This is a genomic window from Streptomyces sp. NPDC033229, assembly GCF_055576875.1.
On record NZ_JBVIQR010000001.1, the window covers coordinates 256,889 to 271,387 of the forward strand.

Below are 14,499 nucleotides of genomic sequence, written 5' to 3' on the forward strand. Positions count from 1 at the left end.
TCCCCCACCCCACCCCCCCCCCCCCCCCCCCACCCTCCCCCCCCCCCCCCCCCCCCCCCCCCCCCCCCCCCCCCCCCCCCCCCCCCCACGGCCGGCGGATCATTTGAGGAACGTCTGCCAGTTCGGCGCCTGTGCCGGGTCCAGGCCGCGCAGCTTCGCCAGCACCTTCGGGTCCTGCGCGTCCAGCCAGTCGGCGAGCTGCTTGAAGGACACGCAGCGCACCCCGTCGCGCTTGCAGACCGACTTCACGACGTCCTCGACGGCCTTCATGTATATGCCGCCGTTCCAGTCCTCGAAGTGGTTGCCGACGAACATCGGTGCCCGGCTGCCGTTGTAGACCCGCTCGAAGCCGTTCAGATATCCGTCGCGGGTCAGCTTCCGCCACTCGGCGTATTTCGTCGGGTCGCCCTTGGTCGTGCCGCCGGACTGGTTGTAGAGGAAATTGAAGTCCATGGACAGGACCTGCTTCTCGCTCTTCGGGTACGGCAGCAGTTGCAGCGGGAAATTCCAGATGCCGTTGATCTGGGACGGCCAGAGCTGGAAATCACCGGGCGAGCTGGCGTCGTAGCGCCAGCCGAAGGACTTCGCCGCCGTCAGCAGCGACTTCTGCCCCTCCAGGCAGGGGGCGCGGCCGCCCACCAGCTCCTTCTTGAAGTCGAAGGGCAGCGGCGGAAGGTCCGTGTAGCCCGTGTTCGTCTTCCAGTTCTGCACGAAGGAGTACGACTGCTCGATCTCGCTCTTCCACTCGGCCGGGCTCCATTCGCCGCCGCCCTTGGGGCCGCAGAAATGCCCGTTGAAGTGGGTGCCTATCTCATTGCCGTCCAGCCACGCACCACGCAGCTGCGAAATGGTGTCCTTGATGTGCTGGTCGGTGGCGTAGGAGATCGCCGCGTCGCCCGGCTTGTGCTGCGGCGGCTTGTACAGCGATGCCTTCGATTTCGGCAGCAGATACATCGAGCTGAGGAAGAACGTCATCTGCGCGTCGTTCTGCTTGGCGACCTCGCGGAAGTGTGCGAACAGGTCGTCGTCGCCGGACAGCGCGCCGTCCCAGGAGAAGACCACGAACTGCGGCGGCTTCTCGCCCGGCTTCAGCTTCTCGGCCTTCGGCTGCTTGGGCTGCGGGCCGGTGTAGGACGTCGAGCCGTCACCGAGCACCCTGACCTTGCCGTCCCACTTCTCTTCTTTGTCTTCCGGCTTCTTCTTCTGGGTGCCTCCGGCCCCGCTCCGCGCCGGGGCGTCCGCCTCCGAGGCGGCGGCGGTGTCCTTCCGGCCGTCCTTCTCGTCGGCGTTGTCGAACGCCAGCCCGGCGATGATCGCGAGCACGAGGGCCGAGGCGCCCAGGGTCTGCCCGGCGTACGAGGACCACTTTGGCCGCTTGGGCGCGTTCGTCCTGTTCATCCTCGTCAACTTCGTACTCCCTGGCGCCAGTACAGATGTTCCGGCCCAGTATCACCCGATGGTCGGACAACCCCGAAGTGTCGGATGGTCCGCGACCACCGTGCACGACCCGGGCGCGATCTCCGTGAAGCCCGCGTCCCGCACGACCGGCAGCCCGCTCGTCGTCAGCTCCGCCCAGCGAGCCGGGTCGGCGGTCCGCACCGACAGCGCGAAGCCGGCTTCCCGCCAGGCCGCGCGCGCCACGTCGTCCAGCCCCCACCAGGCGAGGTGCGCGCCGTGCCCCGCCTGCGCCATCGCCTTGCCCGCCGACATCTCCAGGCCCGGGTTCAGCCACAGCACCGGCCGGGCGGGGGCCGGTGCGGCCGGCGGCTCGGGGTCGGCCAGGTCCGTGCCCGACACCTGGAGCTTGACCAGCTCCTTGGGCCAGCCGTCCAGCGGTACGGGCGGGAAGACCCGCACCTCGGCCTCCGTGCCCGTCACGGTGATCCCCGGCAGCTGCGCCGCCCGCCGCCACTCCGCGCCGCGCGCCCGGCGCACGACCTTGCGGATCCGGGCGTCCTGCCAGTCCCGGACGGCCCGCGCCCACTCGCCCTCTTCGTCGCCCTCGCCCTGGGACCGCTCGTCGGACAACATGGCGAGCACCGCGCGCGCCGCCGTCTCCAGGGCGTCCGTACGGGCCGGCGGCTCGGCCTTCTCGATCCGCACCACGAGCGGCAGGACGAACTGCGGGGACTCGTCGCGCGGGTCGGCGCCCCCGGCCCGGGGAGCGGCCTGGGGGGCGGTCTCGCGAACGGTCTCGGAAACGGTCTCGGAAGCGGTGTCAGAGCTGGTCACGCCCCCAGTCTGCCAGCCGCTCCGAACGCCCGTAGCCGCCCGTTACTGTGTGGTCCATGAGACTGACGGGGGTCGGGCGTCGCTACGGCATCGGCGGCCCGTGGGTGCTGCGGGGGGTCGACCTCGAGCTCCGGCCGGGGTCGCTGGTGCGCGTCGAGGGCACCAACGGCAGCGGCAAGTCCACGCTGCTGCGGCTGCTCGCCGGCATCGACGCCCCCACCACCGGCCGGATCACCGGGCGGCCGCGCACCGCGTTCGTTCCCGAGCGCTTTCCCGCCGCGCTGCCCTTCACCGCCCTCGGCTATCTGACGATGCTCGGCCGGATCCACGGCTTGAGCCGTTCCGCCGCCGCGAGCGCCGCCGCCGCGTGGCTGGAGCGCTTCGACGCCGCCGAGCACGCCCGTACCCGCCTGTCGGAGCTCTCCAAGGGCAGCAGCCAGAAGGTCGCCGTCGCCCAGGGCCTGCTCGCCGACCCCCGTCTGCTCGTCCTCGACGAGGCCTGGACCGGTCTCGACCAGGCCTCCCGGGCCGCCCTCGACCGTGCCGTGACGGACCGCGTGGCGGCCGGCGGCACGGTCGTCTACGTCGACCACGACCCGGGCCGCCTGGCGGGCGTGCCCGACGCGGTCTTCCGCGTGGAGGCGGGAGGGGTGGCCGCGGTGGCTCCGGCGGGCACGGCGGGCGCTGTGGACGTACAGGAGCGGCCCGCGGCCCGCCCCGCCGGTCCGCGGGTGAGCGTCGAGGCCGAAGGGCCGCCCGGTGCCCGGCTGCCCGACGGTCTGCCCGGCGACCCCGTGCACAAGATCCTCGGCCCCGCGGCACCCGGCGCCCCCGCCGTCCACCGCCTGACCGTCGCCGCCGCGCACTCGGACGCCCTGCTCCGGGCCCTCCTGGCGGCCCGCCCCGCGTGGCACATCCGCGCCGTGACGACCACGCGGCCCGCCCCCGCCGAAGGAGAGCCCGGCCGATGACCGCACTGCTCCGCTACCAGGCCGTTCTGCTGGCCCGCTCGCACCGGTGGCTGCCCCCGCTGCTGCTCTACCTGGCCCTCATGGCCATCGGAATACAGACCGGCCGGCCGGTCCTGGACTCGCTCGGCTTCGCGGCGGCCGTGCTGCTGCCGGTGACCGCCTGGCTGGTTCGGGTGTGCGTGACCAACGAGCCGGGCGCCGCCCGGGACTGCGCCGCCGCCGCGGCCGGCCCGGCCCGCGTCCATCTCGCGGCGCTGCTCACCGCCCTGCTCACCGCGACGGGCCTCGCCGTGGTGGGCACCGCCGTCGTCACGGCGGTCAGCGACCCGCGCGGCAACCGCCACGAGGAACTGCCGATCTGGTCCGCGGCCGGAGCGGGGCTGGCGACCGCCGTGACGTGTGTACTGCTCGGGGCGGCCGTCGGGGCGGTCTGCAACCGGCCGGTGCTGCGCAGCACCGCGTGGGCGGTGCCGACGACCGTGCTCGGCGCGTTCGTGGTGCTGTTCACCGGGGGATCGCCCGCGAGGGCCGCCGTGAACGGGCTGGTCAGCGGCTCCCGGACGGCGACCGTCACGGTGCCGCTGGTACCGCTCGCCGTGGCCGCCGCGCTCGCGGCGGCGGCCATGGCGGCGGCCTGCGCGCTCAGTGCGCGGCAGCCGGGCGGCGGGCCGTGAGGGGCTCACGCGGACGGGTGACGGACCGGTGGTCGGGAGAGAAGGAGCGACATGAACGACCGTGAACCGACCGGCCTCGCGGACTGCGTGCAGTGCGGCGAGCCCACCGAACACCCATCGGACCGGCCCGGCAGCACGTTGTGCCCGGTCTGCGAGTGGCAGGAGGCCCAGCGGACGGCCTGTTCCGGCTGACCGCCCCGCCGGGGGCGGTCAGCGGCCGGCGATCAGCTCGGAGACCCGTACGAACTCGTACCCCCGGGCCCGCAGCTCCGGCACGATCCGCCGGATCGCCTCCTCCGTGACCGGTGCCGCGCTGCGCGTGCAGTGCATCACGACCACCGAGCCGGGCTTCACCTGCGACAGCACCGTCTCGGCCACCGGGCCGGCCTGCTTGGCGAAGGCGTCGCCGCTGACCACGTCCCACTGAACGGCCGTCGCCTTCGTCGGGCCGATGGCGCGCAGCACGGCGTCGTTGTGACAGCCGCCGGGGAAGCGGAAGTACGGGACCGTGTTCTTGATCCCGGCGCGGCGGAAGGCGTCGAAGGCACGCTCCACATCGGCGCGGGCGCCCTTGAGCGGGACGGTCGGCAGCTTGTAGCAGGGGCTGGAGAACGCGTGGTGCGCGTACGAGTGGTTGGCGACCTCGAAGAGCGGGTCACCGCCGATGGACCGCGCCTGGGCCGGGTACTGCTCCGCCCATTTGCCGGTCATGAAGACCGTGGCGGGGACCTTGAGCCGCCGCAGGGTCGCGATGAGCCGGGGGTTGTCGAACCGCTCGCCTCGCGCCGCCCGTTTGTCCTGGTCCGCCGTCATGTCGGCGTCGAAGGTGAGGGCGACCCGCTTGCCGCCGTCGCGCCTGCCGTGCGAGAAGACGGGGGCGGCCCCGCCGGGCCCGGGCGGGAGGGTCGGTGCGGCCGACCTGGCGTCGGGCGTCGCGGGGGCGGTGGGCGCCGTGGGCTTCACCGCGGGGGCCGACGCGGCGGACGGCTTGCCGGGCCCGGCGGCGCCGGAGCCGTCCGCGCCGCAGGCCGCCAGCGCGCCGCACAGCAGCGCGGCGGCGGCCGGGGCGAGGACCCGCCGGGCGCGCAGGAAATGGATCATGGGGGACACCGGGGAACCGTACCGGACAGATCATCCGAAGACGTGTGCCCCCGGTGCCGCCCCAGGACCGACCGCTACTCCTTGACCAACGACTTCGCGTCGCGGGCGAGGGCCGTGAGCCGGGAGATCGCCCGGAAGTACTTCTTCTTGTACCCGCCGTTCAGCATCTCCTCGCTGAACAGCTCGTCGAACGGCCGACCCGACGCCAGCACCGGGATCTCGCGGTCGTAGAGCCGGTCGGCGAGCACCACGAGCCGCAGCGCGGTCGACTGGTCGGGGACCGGCTCCACGCCGGTCAGGCACACGGCCCGCAGCGAGTCGCACATGGCGCCGTAGCGGCTCGGGTGCACCTTGGACAGGTGGTCGAGCAGGGCGGGGAAGGCGTCGAGCGAGGCGCCCCCCGTCGCGTGCGCCACCCGCTCGACGGTGTCGTCGTCGAACGGGGCCGGGGCCTCGGGCAGGCCGCGGTGGCGGTAGTCCTCGCCGTCGATGCGCAGGGGGCGGAAGTGCGCGGACAGGCCCTGGATCTCGCGCAGGAAGTCGGCGGACGCGAAGCGGCCCTCGCCGAGCTTGCCCGGCAGCGTGTTGGACGTCGCGGCGAGCGCCACGCCCGCGTCGACCAGCTTGCCCAGCAGGGTCGAGACGAGCACGGTGTCGCCCGGGTCGTCCAGCTCGAATTCGTCGATGCACAGCAGCCGGTGGCCGCTCAGCGTCCGCACGGTCTGCTGGAAGCCCAGCGCGCCGACGAGGTTGGTCAGCTCCACGAAGGTGCCGAAGGCTTTGTGCTCCGGGGCGGCGGGGGTGGCGTGCCAGAGGGAGGCCAGCAGGTGGGTCTTGCCGACGCCGTAGCCGCCGTCGAGGTAGACGCCGCGCGGGCCGGCGGGCACGGCGGGCTTCGCCTCGCGCCGGAACCAGCGCTTGCGCCCCGCGCCGCTCGCGCTCGCGCCGCCCCCGAGCCCGGCCGCGAAGCCGGCGAGCACCCGCACGGCCTCGGCCTGGCTGGGCTGGTTCGCGTCGGGGATGTAGTTGTCGAACCGCACTGAGTCGAAGCGCGGCGGCGGCACCATCTCGGCGACCAGACGGTCGGCGGGCACCTGCGGCGCGCGTGAGGTCAGCGCGAGCGGCCCGTCGAAGGCGGGGTCGGCGGGGCCGGGGGAGGCGGGGGAAGCGGTGGAGGACGACACAACCGTCCAGGGTAGTCGGTGTGTGCGACACCCTCCGTCGAGGCGGCGGTGCGAGCCGTCCGGGGCATGCCACACTGCCGCCATGCGACGCCTGTTCCCCTCCCCACTGGCCCCGTCCGACCTCGAAGACCGCGAATGGGGGCTGGACGAACTGGCGGACGCCTATGCCTACCCCGAGACGGCGGGTGGCGACGGGCGTCCCTGGCTGCGGGCCAACATGGTCTCCTCGCTCGACGGTGCCGCCCACCACGAGGGGCGCTCGCAGCCGCTGTCCTCCGAGGCCGACATGCGGATCTTCGGCACCCTGCGCGGCCTCGCCGACGCGATCGTGGTCGGGGCCGAGACCGTGCGGCAGGAGGGCTACCGCCCCGCGCGCGCCCGGGAGGCGTTCGCGGCGCGGCGGGCGGCGCTCGGCCAGCCGGTGGCGCCGGTGATCGCGGTCGTCAGCGCCGGGCTCGACCTGGACTTCTCGCTCCCCCTGTTCACCTCGCCCCTGGTGCCGACGATCGTGCTGACCGGTGAGGACGCCCCGGCGGAGCGGATCGCCGCGGCCCGCGAGGCGGGCGCGGAGGTCGTCACGGCGGGCCAGGGGCGCCGGGTGGACGCCGCGCGGGTGCCGGCGGTGCTGGCCGGGCGTGGGCTGACCCGGCTGCTCACGGAGGGCGGGCCACGGCTGCTGGGCCAGTTCGCAAAGGCGCGGGTGCTGGACGAGATGTGTCTGTCGCTGGCTCCGCTGGTGGCCGCCGGTACCGCGCCGCGCATCATGAACGGGCCGCCGCTCGCCGTGCCGGAACGATTCGCTCTCGCTTCCGTCATCGAGGAGGGCGGTTTTCTCTTCACCAGCTACCGAAGAGTCTGACAATCGGCGGAATTTGCTGCTCCGGTTAGCTTCGGGTGGGCAGAATTGAGTCAGACGCGTCCTCGAAGGGCACGAGATCACAACAGGCGGGCCCATGGAGGGCACGCGCAGGATGGTTTCTGTTGGGCCCGGTGGCCCACGTAGCAGAAGGGCTCCCACCGTGTTCACGAGCGTATTGATGATCGAGCAACCGCTGTCCGTCACCGATGTCGACTTCGTCACCACCCTGCACGACGACGCGATGTCCTTCGTGGTCCTGATGCAGCCCAGAGGCGCCGAGGACCGGCTGCTGCGGGCCATCGACGACGTGGCGCTCGGCGAGCTGGAACAGGCCGTCCACGAGGCCGACGAGCCCGAGGGCGAGCAGGCCGTGCGGCCCGCCGCCCTCGCCCTCGAACACTCGCTCCGGCTGCTCCGCGACGCGGGCAGCGAGGCCGTGGGCCAGATCGTCGACGGCCACCCGCTGGACCTGCTGCGGTCCGTCGTCGAGCAGACGCACGCCGACGAGGTGATCGTGCTGACCGCCCCGCACCTGGTCGAGGAGTTCTTCCACCGGGACTGGGCCTCGCGCGCCCGCCACAAGGTGGGTGTCCCCGTCCTCAAGCTCTACGCCCACAACGACGAGGAAGAGGCGGAGACCAAGGACGAGAGCCGGGACGAGGGCATGGGCTGACGGCCGGGCCCGGCGCCGCGCGTCACCCCCGCGGGTGAGCGTAGGAGCGGCGCCGTCCGGCTGCTCCCCGTCGACGGCCCCCCGCCCTGGAGCCACCCCGCCTCGGCCGGAGGCCTGATCCGCCCGGTATGACCGGCGGGGGTGGCCGTGGGCGGGCTGTCGGTACCGGGTGCAAGAATCGGTGCGCAAACGCAGGTACCTATTTCCGATCCCAGGGAGCACCGCACATGGCACCGGCCGTCCCCACGACGATGGACCGACCGCACTTCATCGGCATCGGCGGCGCCGGCATGTCGGGCATCGCGAAGATCCTCGCGCAGCGCGGCGCGCGCGTCGCGGGCAGCGACGCGAAGGACTCCGCCACCGCCGAGGCCCTCCGCGCTCTGGGGGCGACCGTGCACATCGGGCACGCCGCCGGGCACCTGGCCGAGGACGCCACCTGCGTCGTGGTCTCCAGTGCCATCCGCGCCGACAACCCCGAGCTGGCGGCCGCCGCCGAGCGCGGCATCCCCGTCGTGCACCGCTCGGACGCCCTCGCCGGGCTCATGGAGGGCCTGCGCCCGATCGCCGTCGCCGGTACGCACGGCAAGACGACCACGACCTCGATGCTCGCCATCTCCCTCGACGCCCTCGGCCTCGACCCCTCGTACGCCATCGGCGGCGACCTCGACGCCCCGGGATCCAACGCCCGGCACGGCGCCGGCGAGATCTTCGTCGCCGAGGCGGACGAGAGCGACCGCAGCTTCCACAAGTACGCGCCCGAGGTCGCCATCATCCTCAACGTGGAGCTGGACCACCACGCGAACTACGCGTCGATGGACGAGATCTACGAGTCGTTCGAGACCTTCGTCGGCCGGCTCCGCCCCGGCGGCACCCTCGTCATCGCCGCCGACCAGGCGGGCGCCCGCGAGCTCACCGAGCGGCTCGCCCGGAACTCGGCCCGCGAGGACATCCAGGTCGTCACCTACGGCGAGGCCGAGGACGCGGACGTGCGGGTCCTCAAGGTCAACCCGCGCGGTCTGACCAGCGAGGTCACCGTCGTCATGGGCGGCAAGGTGCTCACCTTCGCCGTCTCCGTCCCCGGCCGCCACTACGCGCACAACGCCGTCGCGGCCCTCGCCGCGGGCGTCGCGCTCGGCCTGCCGCTGCACAACCTCGCCTCCGCGCTCGGCAAGTACACCGGCGTCAAGCGCCGCCTCCAGCTCAAGGGCGAGGCCAAGGGCGTGCAGGTCATCGACTCCTACGCCCACCACCCGACCGAGATGACGGCGGACCTGGAGGCCATCCGCGGCGCCGCCGCCGACGCGCGCCTGCTCGTGGTCTTCCAGCCGCACCTCTTCAGCCGCACCCAGGAGCTGGGCACCGAGATGGGCCAGGCACTGGCCCTCGCGGACGCCTCCGTGGTCCTCGACATCTACCCGGCGCGCGAGGAGCCGATCCCCGGCGTCACCAGCACCGTGATCATCGACGCCGCACGGGCCGCGGGCGCGGACGTGCGCGCCGAGCACGACATGGCGGCCGTCGCCGACGTGATCGCGGGAATGGCCAAGCCCGGTGATCTCGTTCTGACCATGGGCGCCGGTGATGTGACGGACCTCGGTCCGAAGATCCTGGCCCGCCTGGAGAGCTGACCCCAGGCACGAGCACGACGCGAAAGACCCGTCCTCACCGAAAGGCGCGCGAGATGTCGTACGAGGTCGAGAAGCCGGACGAGCAGTGGCGCGCGGAGCTGACCCCCGCGGAGTACCAGGTGCTCCGCCAGGCCGGCACCGAGCCCGCCTTCCGCGGTGAGTACACCGACACGAAGACGGCGGGGGTCTACTCCTGCCGGGCCTGTGGCGCGGAGCTCTTCCGCTCCACGGAGAAGTTCGAGAGCCACTGCGGCTGGCCGAGCTTCTACGACCCGAAGGACTCCTCCGCCGTCGAGCTCATCGAGGACCGCTCGCACGGCATGACCCGCACCGAGGTGCGCTGCGCGCGCTGCGGCTCGCACCTCGGCCACGTCTTCGAGGGCGAGGGCTACCCCACCCCGACCGACCAGCGGTACTGCATCAATTCGATCTCCCTGCGGCTGGAGCCGGCCGAGGACTGAGGCACTCGGTCAGGTCCTGCCCAGGACGCCCAGACCCCTCTGGAGATCCTCGTAGTTCATCACCGGCTGGATGTGGACCTCCGCCTCCAGCTCCGTGAAGAAGGCTTCGAGGATCGGGGGCATCTGCGAGGAGTCCTGCATGTCGAAGACCATCATGCAGGTGCGCCCGCCGTCCATCGGGGCGAAGTAGGCGGCCTCGGGGTTGATCTGCGCCATCACTTCCTGCAGCAGCTTCGGCAGCTTTCCGTTCTTGATCGCCTCATTGCCCGCGCGGGTGTCCAGCCGGGCCTCCAGTAGCGTGCGCATGGACCTCACTCCTTCGGCGGCGCGCCGCGTGTGGCGTTTCGGCAGCGCTCGCTGAGGCGCGGTCGCGCCACTTCAAGCGTCTGCCCGCTCGCCGGGCTCCGCAACAGCGCGCCCCGGGCGCAGCACGACGGCCGCCTGGGGCGGCAGCCGCAGCACCCCGTCCGCGTCCGGCGGCGCGACGGGACGCCAGGCCAGGACGGTCTCCGCACCCGCCGCGTCGGGGCCCAGGTCCAGCGCCACGGGCCGGTCGGAGAGATTGACCGCGACGTGCAGGGGGCCGCGCCGGAAGTGGACCGTGCGGTCCCCGGTGAAGAGCGTGCCGTACTCCCACCGGGGATCACCGAGGGCCGGCTCGGTCCGGCGCAGGGCGATCAGCCGCCGGTACCAGTCGAGCAGCGCCGTGTGCGGCGCGCGGTCCGGCTCGCTCCAGTCGAGGCAGGAGCGGTCCCGGGTGGCGGGGTCCTGCGGGTCGGGGATGTCCTTCGCCGCCCAGCCGTGCGCGGCGAACTCGCGCCGCCTTCCTGTGCGTACGGCCTCGGCCAGCGCCGGGTCCGTGTGGTCGGTGAAGAACTGCCAGGGCGTGCGGGCCCCCCACTCCTCGCCCATGAACAGCATCGGGGTGAAGGGCGCGCACAGCACGAGCGCGGCCGCGCAGGCCAGCAGCCCGGGGGACAGCCGGGCCGAAAGCCGGTTACCCAGGGCACGGTTGCCCACCTGGTCGTGCGTCTGGGCGTAGCCGAGGAGCCGGTACGCGGGTGTGGTGCGCGGATCAAGGGGGCGGCCGTGGGGGCGGGAGCGGAAGGCGGAGTACGTGCCGTCGTGGAAGAAGCCGCCGCGCAGCGTCTTGGCGAGGGCGTGCGCCGGGTCGGCGGCGAAGTCCGCGTAGTACCCCTGCGACTCGCCCGTCAGGGCCGTGTGCAGCGCATGGTGGAAGTCGTCGTTCCACTGGGCGTGAATGCCCATGCCGCCCGCCTCGCGTGCGGTGGTCGTGGCCGGGTCGTTGAGGTCGGACTCGGCGATGAGGAAGAGCGGCCGCCCCAACCGCCCGGCCAGCGCGTCGACCGCGGCCGACACCTCGGCGAGGAAGTGCTTCGGCCCGGTGTCGATCAGCGCGTGCACCGCGTCCAGCCGTAGCCCGTCGAGCCCGTAGTCGCGCAGCCAGGCCAAGGCGCTGCCGATCAGGAACGCCCGGACCTCCGCGGAGCCGGGGGCGTCGAGGTTGACGGCCGCACCCCACGGCGTGTGGTGGGTGTCGGTGAAGTACGGGCCGAAGGCGGGCAGGTGGTTGCCGGACGGACCCAGGTGGTTGTGCACGACGTCGAGCACCACACCGAGGCCCAGCGCGTGCGCCGCGTCCACGAAGCGCCCCAGGCCCGCCGGGCCGCCGTAGGGCTCGTGGACGGCCCAGAGGGAGACCCCCTCGTACCCCCAGCCGTGTGTGCCCGGGAACGGGCACACGGGCATGAGTTCCACATGGGTGATGCCCAAGTCGGCCAGGTGCGGCAGCCGTTCGGCGGCCGCGTCGAAGGTGCCCTCGGGGGTGAAGGTGCCGATGTGCAGCTCGTAGAGGACCGCGCCGGGCAGCGCGCGGCCCGGCCACGGCTGCCGCCGGTCGAAGGCGGCCGGGTCGACGACCGCGCTGAGCCCGTCGGGGCCGTCCGGCTGGCGGCGGGAGCGCGGGTCGGGCAGCACGGGCCCGCCGTCCAGGGCGAAGCCATAGCGGTCCCCCGGGGTCGCGGGGACCGCGCACCGCCACCAGCCCGCGCGGGCCGGATGGCGCTCCATGGGGTGCTCGCGGTCCGCCGCGCGCAGCACCACCCGTCCGGCGTTCGGCGCCCACACCTCGAACAGCACAGCCGGCTCCTCTCGACGACGGTGTTGTTCATGGTGCCCGGCCCGGGCCGTCCGAATGCGGGACGACTGCCTGCCGGGTGGCGGTCAGTCAGCTGAAATAAGGTCAGCCGGACTGCGGCGGAACGAGGTCGACGCGTTCCTGGGTGACCGGATAGCCCGCCTTCGCGAAGTTGGCGGCCATCGGGTGGTTGCCCTGGTCGGTCGCCGCCGCGATCCACGTCGCCCCCTCGGCGACCAGGTCGTGGGTGCACTCCACGAGCAGGTCGTACGCGTAGCCGTGGCCGCGCTGCTCGGGCACGACCCCGATGTACCCCACGCACGGGCCGGCCGGGTTGTGCGCGGGCACCTGGATGCCGACCGGCTCGCCGTCGGGGGAGTAGGCGAGCTTCCACCACGCGCGCGGCGAGGGCAGCCAGTCGAGAAAGCCCATGAACTCGTCGACGGCCGCGTCCGGCCCAAGCTCGGCGATGTTCCGCCGGTCATGGGCGTCGAGGGTGCCCTGATGAGTACGGCGCACCACATCCCGTATCACCGCGTCGTCGGGATCCGCCCGGAACGTGAGCCGCCCGGGCCGCTCCGGCAACCCGCAGGCGGTCGTCCACTCGTAGCGGAAGCGGTCGACCAGGTGGCGCAGACCGGCCGCCTCGGCCGCGGCGATCCGGGCCTCGCCGGCCGCCCGGGTCTCCGGCCGGTCCCGCCACCCGGGCGGGGCCAGCAGGGCGTACTCGGTGCGCAGCGGGGCCGTGCGCAGCAGCCGGACCGCGGCCTCGTCCTCGCCCTCGGCGAAGTCGAACCAGTCGAGGGCCTTCGGCGTCTCGTCGCCGGGCCCGCCCCACCAGGCGGCGCGGGCCACGACCTTGCCGTCGCGCAGCGCGACCCAGGTCCAGTCGGGGCGGTACTCGCCACCCTCGTGGACGGGCGCATAACGGTGGCCGAAGGCGCCCCGGCCGACGAGGCCGGGGTCGGGCAGGGACGTGAAGAGAGCCGTGTCGTTCTCGGTGAGCGCACGGATGACCAGCTCGGTCATGGAGGTCCTTCTTCCGGTGGACGGCTCCGGAACGCTAGGAGACGCCCCCCTCGGCGTCCAACGCTTTTCCCGCGCACCGTACTTACCGCTGGTGCAGACCCCGGCCGGCCAAGGACAGGAACACCTCACCGACCGCCTCCGAGAGCGTCGGATGCGGGTGGACGTGCTGGGCCACATCGGCGGCCTCGGCATCCCAGCCGACGATCAGCTGGCTCTCCGCGATCATCTCCGAGACGTGCGGACCGACCAGGTGGACGCCCAGCACCCGGCCCCCGCCCCCGGCCTTCGCCCCTGCCTCCGTGACCACCTTCACCACCCCGCCCTGCCCGTGCACCATGCCCTTGGCCACCGCCGTCAGGGGCATCGAGTTGGCCTCCACCTCGTGGCCCCGCTCCCGCGCCCCGGCCTCGGACAGGCCCACGGACGCCGTCTGCGGGCTGGAGTAGGTGACCCGCGGCACGGCGGCGTAGTCGACCGGCCGCGGCGCCCCGCCCGCGAGGGTCTCCGCGACCACCAGCCCCTCGGCGAAGGACGCGTGCGCCAGCCCCAATGACGGCGGCGGCAGCAGATCACCGACCACATGGATGCCCGGCACGGACGTCTCCAGGCGCGCCCAGTCGGCGGGCGCGACGAACCCCCGCGCGTCCGTGGTCAGTCCGGCGGCCGCCAGCCCCAGCCCGTCGGTGACCGGCACCCGGCCCACGGCCACCAGCAGCCGTTCGGCCTCCACGACACGCGACTCCCCGCGCGCGGTGCGCACGGTGGCCCGCACCCCGCCCTCGTACGGCCGCGCGTCCTCCAGCCGCGCTCCCACCCGGACGTCGATGCCGCGCTTCTTCAGGCCCCGGGTGAGATGCCGGCTCACGTCGGCGTCCTCCAGGGGCAGCAGTCGGTCGGCCGCCTCCACCAGCGTCACCTCGGCACCCATCGACCGGTGCAGGGAGGCGTACTCGACGCCGATCGCGCCGCCGCCCAGCACCAGCACCGAGGTGGGCAGACCCGGTGCGAACAGCGCGTCGTCACTGGTGACGACCCGATCGCCGTCCGGCTCCAGCCCCGGCAGCGTGCGTGGCCGCGAACCCGTGGCGAGCACGATGCCGCGCCGCACGGTCCACTCGGACCCCGCCTCGGCACCGGAGTCGACGCGGACGCCGCGCGGGCCCGTCAGCGAGGCGGACCCGCGCACCACGCGCACCCGTGCGTGGGACAGGTGTCCCTCCACGCCCTTGTGGTTGCGGGAGACGATGTCGTCCCGGGTGGCGGTCAGCGCGGACCAGTCGACGGAGTCGAGCGTCGCCTTCACCCCCCACCGCTCCCGAGCCTCGGCGATCCCGTCCACCAGCTCCGCGGCGTGCAGCATCGCCTTGCTCGGGACGCAGCCGCGGTGCAGACAGGTGCCGCCCACCAGATCGCGTTCCGCGAGGACGACATCGAGCCCGAGGGCGGCGGCGCGCAGCGCGGTGCTGTAACCGCCGGTGCCGCCACCGATGACGAAGACATCTGTTTCCTGCATGACTCCACCTTCC

At 73.4% G+C, this 14,499-nt stretch carries 15 protein-coding genes; 7 read left to right on the plus strand and 8 right to left on the minus strand.

The window, feature by feature from the left end:
- Positions 1-99 precede the first annotated feature (99 nt).
- Both ACZ53N_RS01060 and ACZ53N_RS01065 read right to left on the minus strand, forming a co-directional pair.
- Positions 100-1,398, minus strand: a complete 1,299-nt coding sequence (locus ACZ53N_RS01060; RefSeq protein ID WP_469138871.1) for a polysaccharide deacetylase family protein — start codon at positions 1,396-1,398, stop codon at positions 100-102.
- 51 nt (positions 1,399-1,449) lie between these two features.
- Positions 1,450-2,232: a peptidyl-tRNA hydrolase gene (locus tag ACZ53N_RS01065; RefSeq protein WP_469138872.1), complete on the minus strand. Its 783-nt coding sequence runs from the start codon at positions 2,230-2,232 to the stop codon at positions 1,450-1,452.
- Between the two features lie 56 nt (positions 2,233-2,288).
- Here ACZ53N_RS01065 and ACZ53N_RS01070 point away from each other — a divergent pair, with 56 nt between their 5' ends.
- Genes ACZ53N_RS01070 through ACZ53N_RS01080 form a run of 3 tightly spaced genes read left to right on the plus strand, consistent with a single transcriptional unit; the run spans position 2,289 to position 4,069 of the window.
- The gene (locus tag ACZ53N_RS01070; protein ID WP_469138873.1) at positions 2,289-3,203 is read left to right on the plus strand and encodes an ABC transporter ATP-binding protein; all 915 of its coding nucleotides are present in this window, start codon (positions 2,289-2,291) and stop codon (positions 3,201-3,203) included.
- Positions 3,200-3,877: an ABC transporter gene (locus ACZ53N_RS01075; RefSeq protein ID WP_469138874.1), complete on the plus strand. Its 678-nt coding sequence runs from the start codon at positions 3,200-3,202 to the stop codon at positions 3,875-3,877. The genes ACZ53N_RS01070 and ACZ53N_RS01075 overlap by 4 nt, the downstream gene beginning before the upstream one ends.
- Before the next feature lie 51 nt (positions 3,878-3,928).
- The gene (locus tag ACZ53N_RS01080) at positions 3,929-4,069 is read left to right on the plus strand and encodes a hypothetical protein (protein WP_469138875.1); all 141 of its coding nucleotides are present in this window, start codon (positions 3,929-3,931) and stop codon (positions 4,067-4,069) included.
- Positions 4,070-4,087: 18 nt separating this feature from the next.
- On the opposite strand, the gene ACZ53N_RS01085 is transcribed toward ACZ53N_RS01080, so the two are convergent.
- Positions 4,088-4,978 carry a polysaccharide deacetylase family protein gene (locus ACZ53N_RS01085; protein ID WP_469139029.1) on the minus strand — a complete coding sequence of 297 codons (891 nt, stop codon included), beginning with the start codon at positions 4,976-4,978 and terminating at the stop codon, positions 4,088-4,090.
- Positions 4,979-5,052: 74 nt separating this feature from the next.
- Positions 5,053-6,162, minus strand: a complete 1,110-nt coding sequence (gene zapE / locus ACZ53N_RS01090; RefSeq protein WP_469138876.1) for a cell division protein ZapE — start codon at positions 6,160-6,162, stop codon at positions 5,053-5,055.
- An 82-nt stretch (positions 6,163-6,244) separates the two neighbouring features.
- On the opposite strand from zapE, the gene ACZ53N_RS01095 reads away from it, so the two are divergent.
- The 4 genes from ACZ53N_RS01095 to msrB all read left to right on the plus strand — a co-directional run bounded on the left by ACZ53N_RS01095 (position 6,245) and on the right by msrB (position 9,786).
- A complete protein-coding gene (locus ACZ53N_RS01095; protein WP_469138877.1) occupies positions 6,245-7,021 on the plus strand; it encodes a pyrimidine reductase family protein in 777 nt (258 codons plus the stop codon).
- Positions 7,022-7,181: 160 nt separating this feature from the next.
- Positions 7,182-7,694, plus strand: a complete 513-nt coding sequence (locus ACZ53N_RS01100; protein WP_469138878.1) for an indole-3-glycerol phosphate synthase — start codon at positions 7,182-7,184, stop codon at positions 7,692-7,694.
- Positions 7,695-7,921: 227 nt separating this feature from the next.
- Positions 7,922-9,325 (plus strand): UDP-N-acetylmuramate--L-alanine ligase, encoded by a 1,404-nt coding sequence (gene murC, locus ACZ53N_RS01105; RefSeq protein WP_469138879.1) that lies wholly within the window; start codon positions 7,922-7,924, stop codon positions 9,323-9,325.
- Between the two features lie 53 nt (positions 9,326-9,378).
- The gene (gene msrB / locus ACZ53N_RS01110) at positions 9,379-9,786 is read left to right on the plus strand and encodes a peptide-methionine (R)-S-oxide reductase MsrB (RefSeq protein ID WP_469138880.1); all 408 of its coding nucleotides are present in this window, start codon (positions 9,379-9,381) and stop codon (positions 9,784-9,786) included.
- A gap of 9 nt (positions 9,787-9,795) precedes the next feature.
- Here the strand turns inward: msrB and ACZ53N_RS01115 are convergent, their stop codons facing one another.
- From ACZ53N_RS01115 to lpdA, 4 genes are all read right to left on the minus strand, one after another.
- The gene (locus tag ACZ53N_RS01115; RefSeq protein WP_469138881.1) at positions 9,796-10,092 is read right to left on the minus strand and encodes a hypothetical protein; all 297 of its coding nucleotides are present in this window, start codon (positions 10,090-10,092) and stop codon (positions 9,796-9,798) included.
- 72 nt (positions 10,093-10,164) lie between these two features.
- Positions 10,165-11,946 (minus strand): malto-oligosyltrehalose trehalohydrolase, encoded by a 1,782-nt coding sequence (gene treZ, locus ACZ53N_RS01120; protein WP_469138882.1) that lies wholly within the window; start codon positions 11,944-11,946, stop codon positions 10,165-10,167.
- 103 nt (positions 11,947-12,049) lie between these two features.
- Positions 12,050-12,973: a GNAT family N-acetyltransferase gene (locus tag ACZ53N_RS01125; RefSeq protein ID WP_469138883.1), complete on the minus strand. Its 924-nt coding sequence runs from the start codon at positions 12,971-12,973 to the stop codon at positions 12,050-12,052.
- A gap of 82 nt (positions 12,974-13,055) precedes the next feature.
- Positions 13,056-14,486 (minus strand): dihydrolipoyl dehydrogenase, encoded by a 1,431-nt coding sequence (lpdA, locus tag ACZ53N_RS01130; RefSeq protein ID WP_469138884.1) that lies wholly within the window; start codon positions 14,484-14,486, stop codon positions 13,056-13,058.
- Between the last annotated feature and the right edge of the window lie 13 nt (positions 14,487-14,499).

Coding starts and splice junctions, on each gene's coding strand:
- murC (WP_469138879.1), top strand. CDS start 7,922: ATGGCACCGGCCGTCCCCACGACGATGGACCGACCGCACTTCATCGGC.
- ACZ53N_RS01095 (WP_469138877.1), top strand. CDS start 6,245: ATGCGACGCCTGTTCCCCTCCCCACTGGCCCCGTCCGACCTCGAAGAC.
- ACZ53N_RS01115 (WP_469138881.1), bottom strand. CDS start 10,092: ATGCGCACGCTACTGGAGGCCCGGCTGGACACCCGCGCGGGCAATGAG.
- ACZ53N_RS01085 (WP_469139029.1), bottom strand. CDS start 4,978: ATGATCCATTTCCTGCGCGCCCGGCGGGTCCTCGCCCCGGCCGCCGCC.
- msrB (WP_469138880.1), top strand. CDS start 9,379: ATGTCGTACGAGGTCGAGAAGCCGGACGAGCAGTGGCGCGCGGAGCTG.
- ACZ53N_RS01060 (WP_469138871.1), bottom strand. CDS start 1,398: ATGAACAGGACGAACGCGCCCAAGCGGCCAAAGTGGTCCTCGTACGCC.
- ACZ53N_RS01070 (WP_469138873.1), top strand. CDS start 2,289: ATGAGACTGACGGGGGTCGGGCGTCGCTACGGCATCGGCGGCCCGTGG.
- ACZ53N_RS01075 (WP_469138874.1), top strand. CDS start 3,200: ATGACCGCACTGCTCCGCTACCAGGCCGTTCTGCTGGCCCGCTCGCAC.
- ACZ53N_RS01125 (WP_469138883.1), bottom strand. CDS start 12,973: ATGACCGAGCTGGTCATCCGTGCGCTCACCGAGAACGACACGGCTCTC.
- lpdA (WP_469138884.1), bottom strand. CDS start 14,486: ATGCAGGAAACAGATGTCTTCGTCATCGGTGGCGGCACCGGCGGTTAC.
- ACZ53N_RS01080 (WP_469138875.1), top strand. CDS start 3,929: ATGAACGACCGTGAACCGACCGGCCTCGCGGACTGCGTGCAGTGCGGC.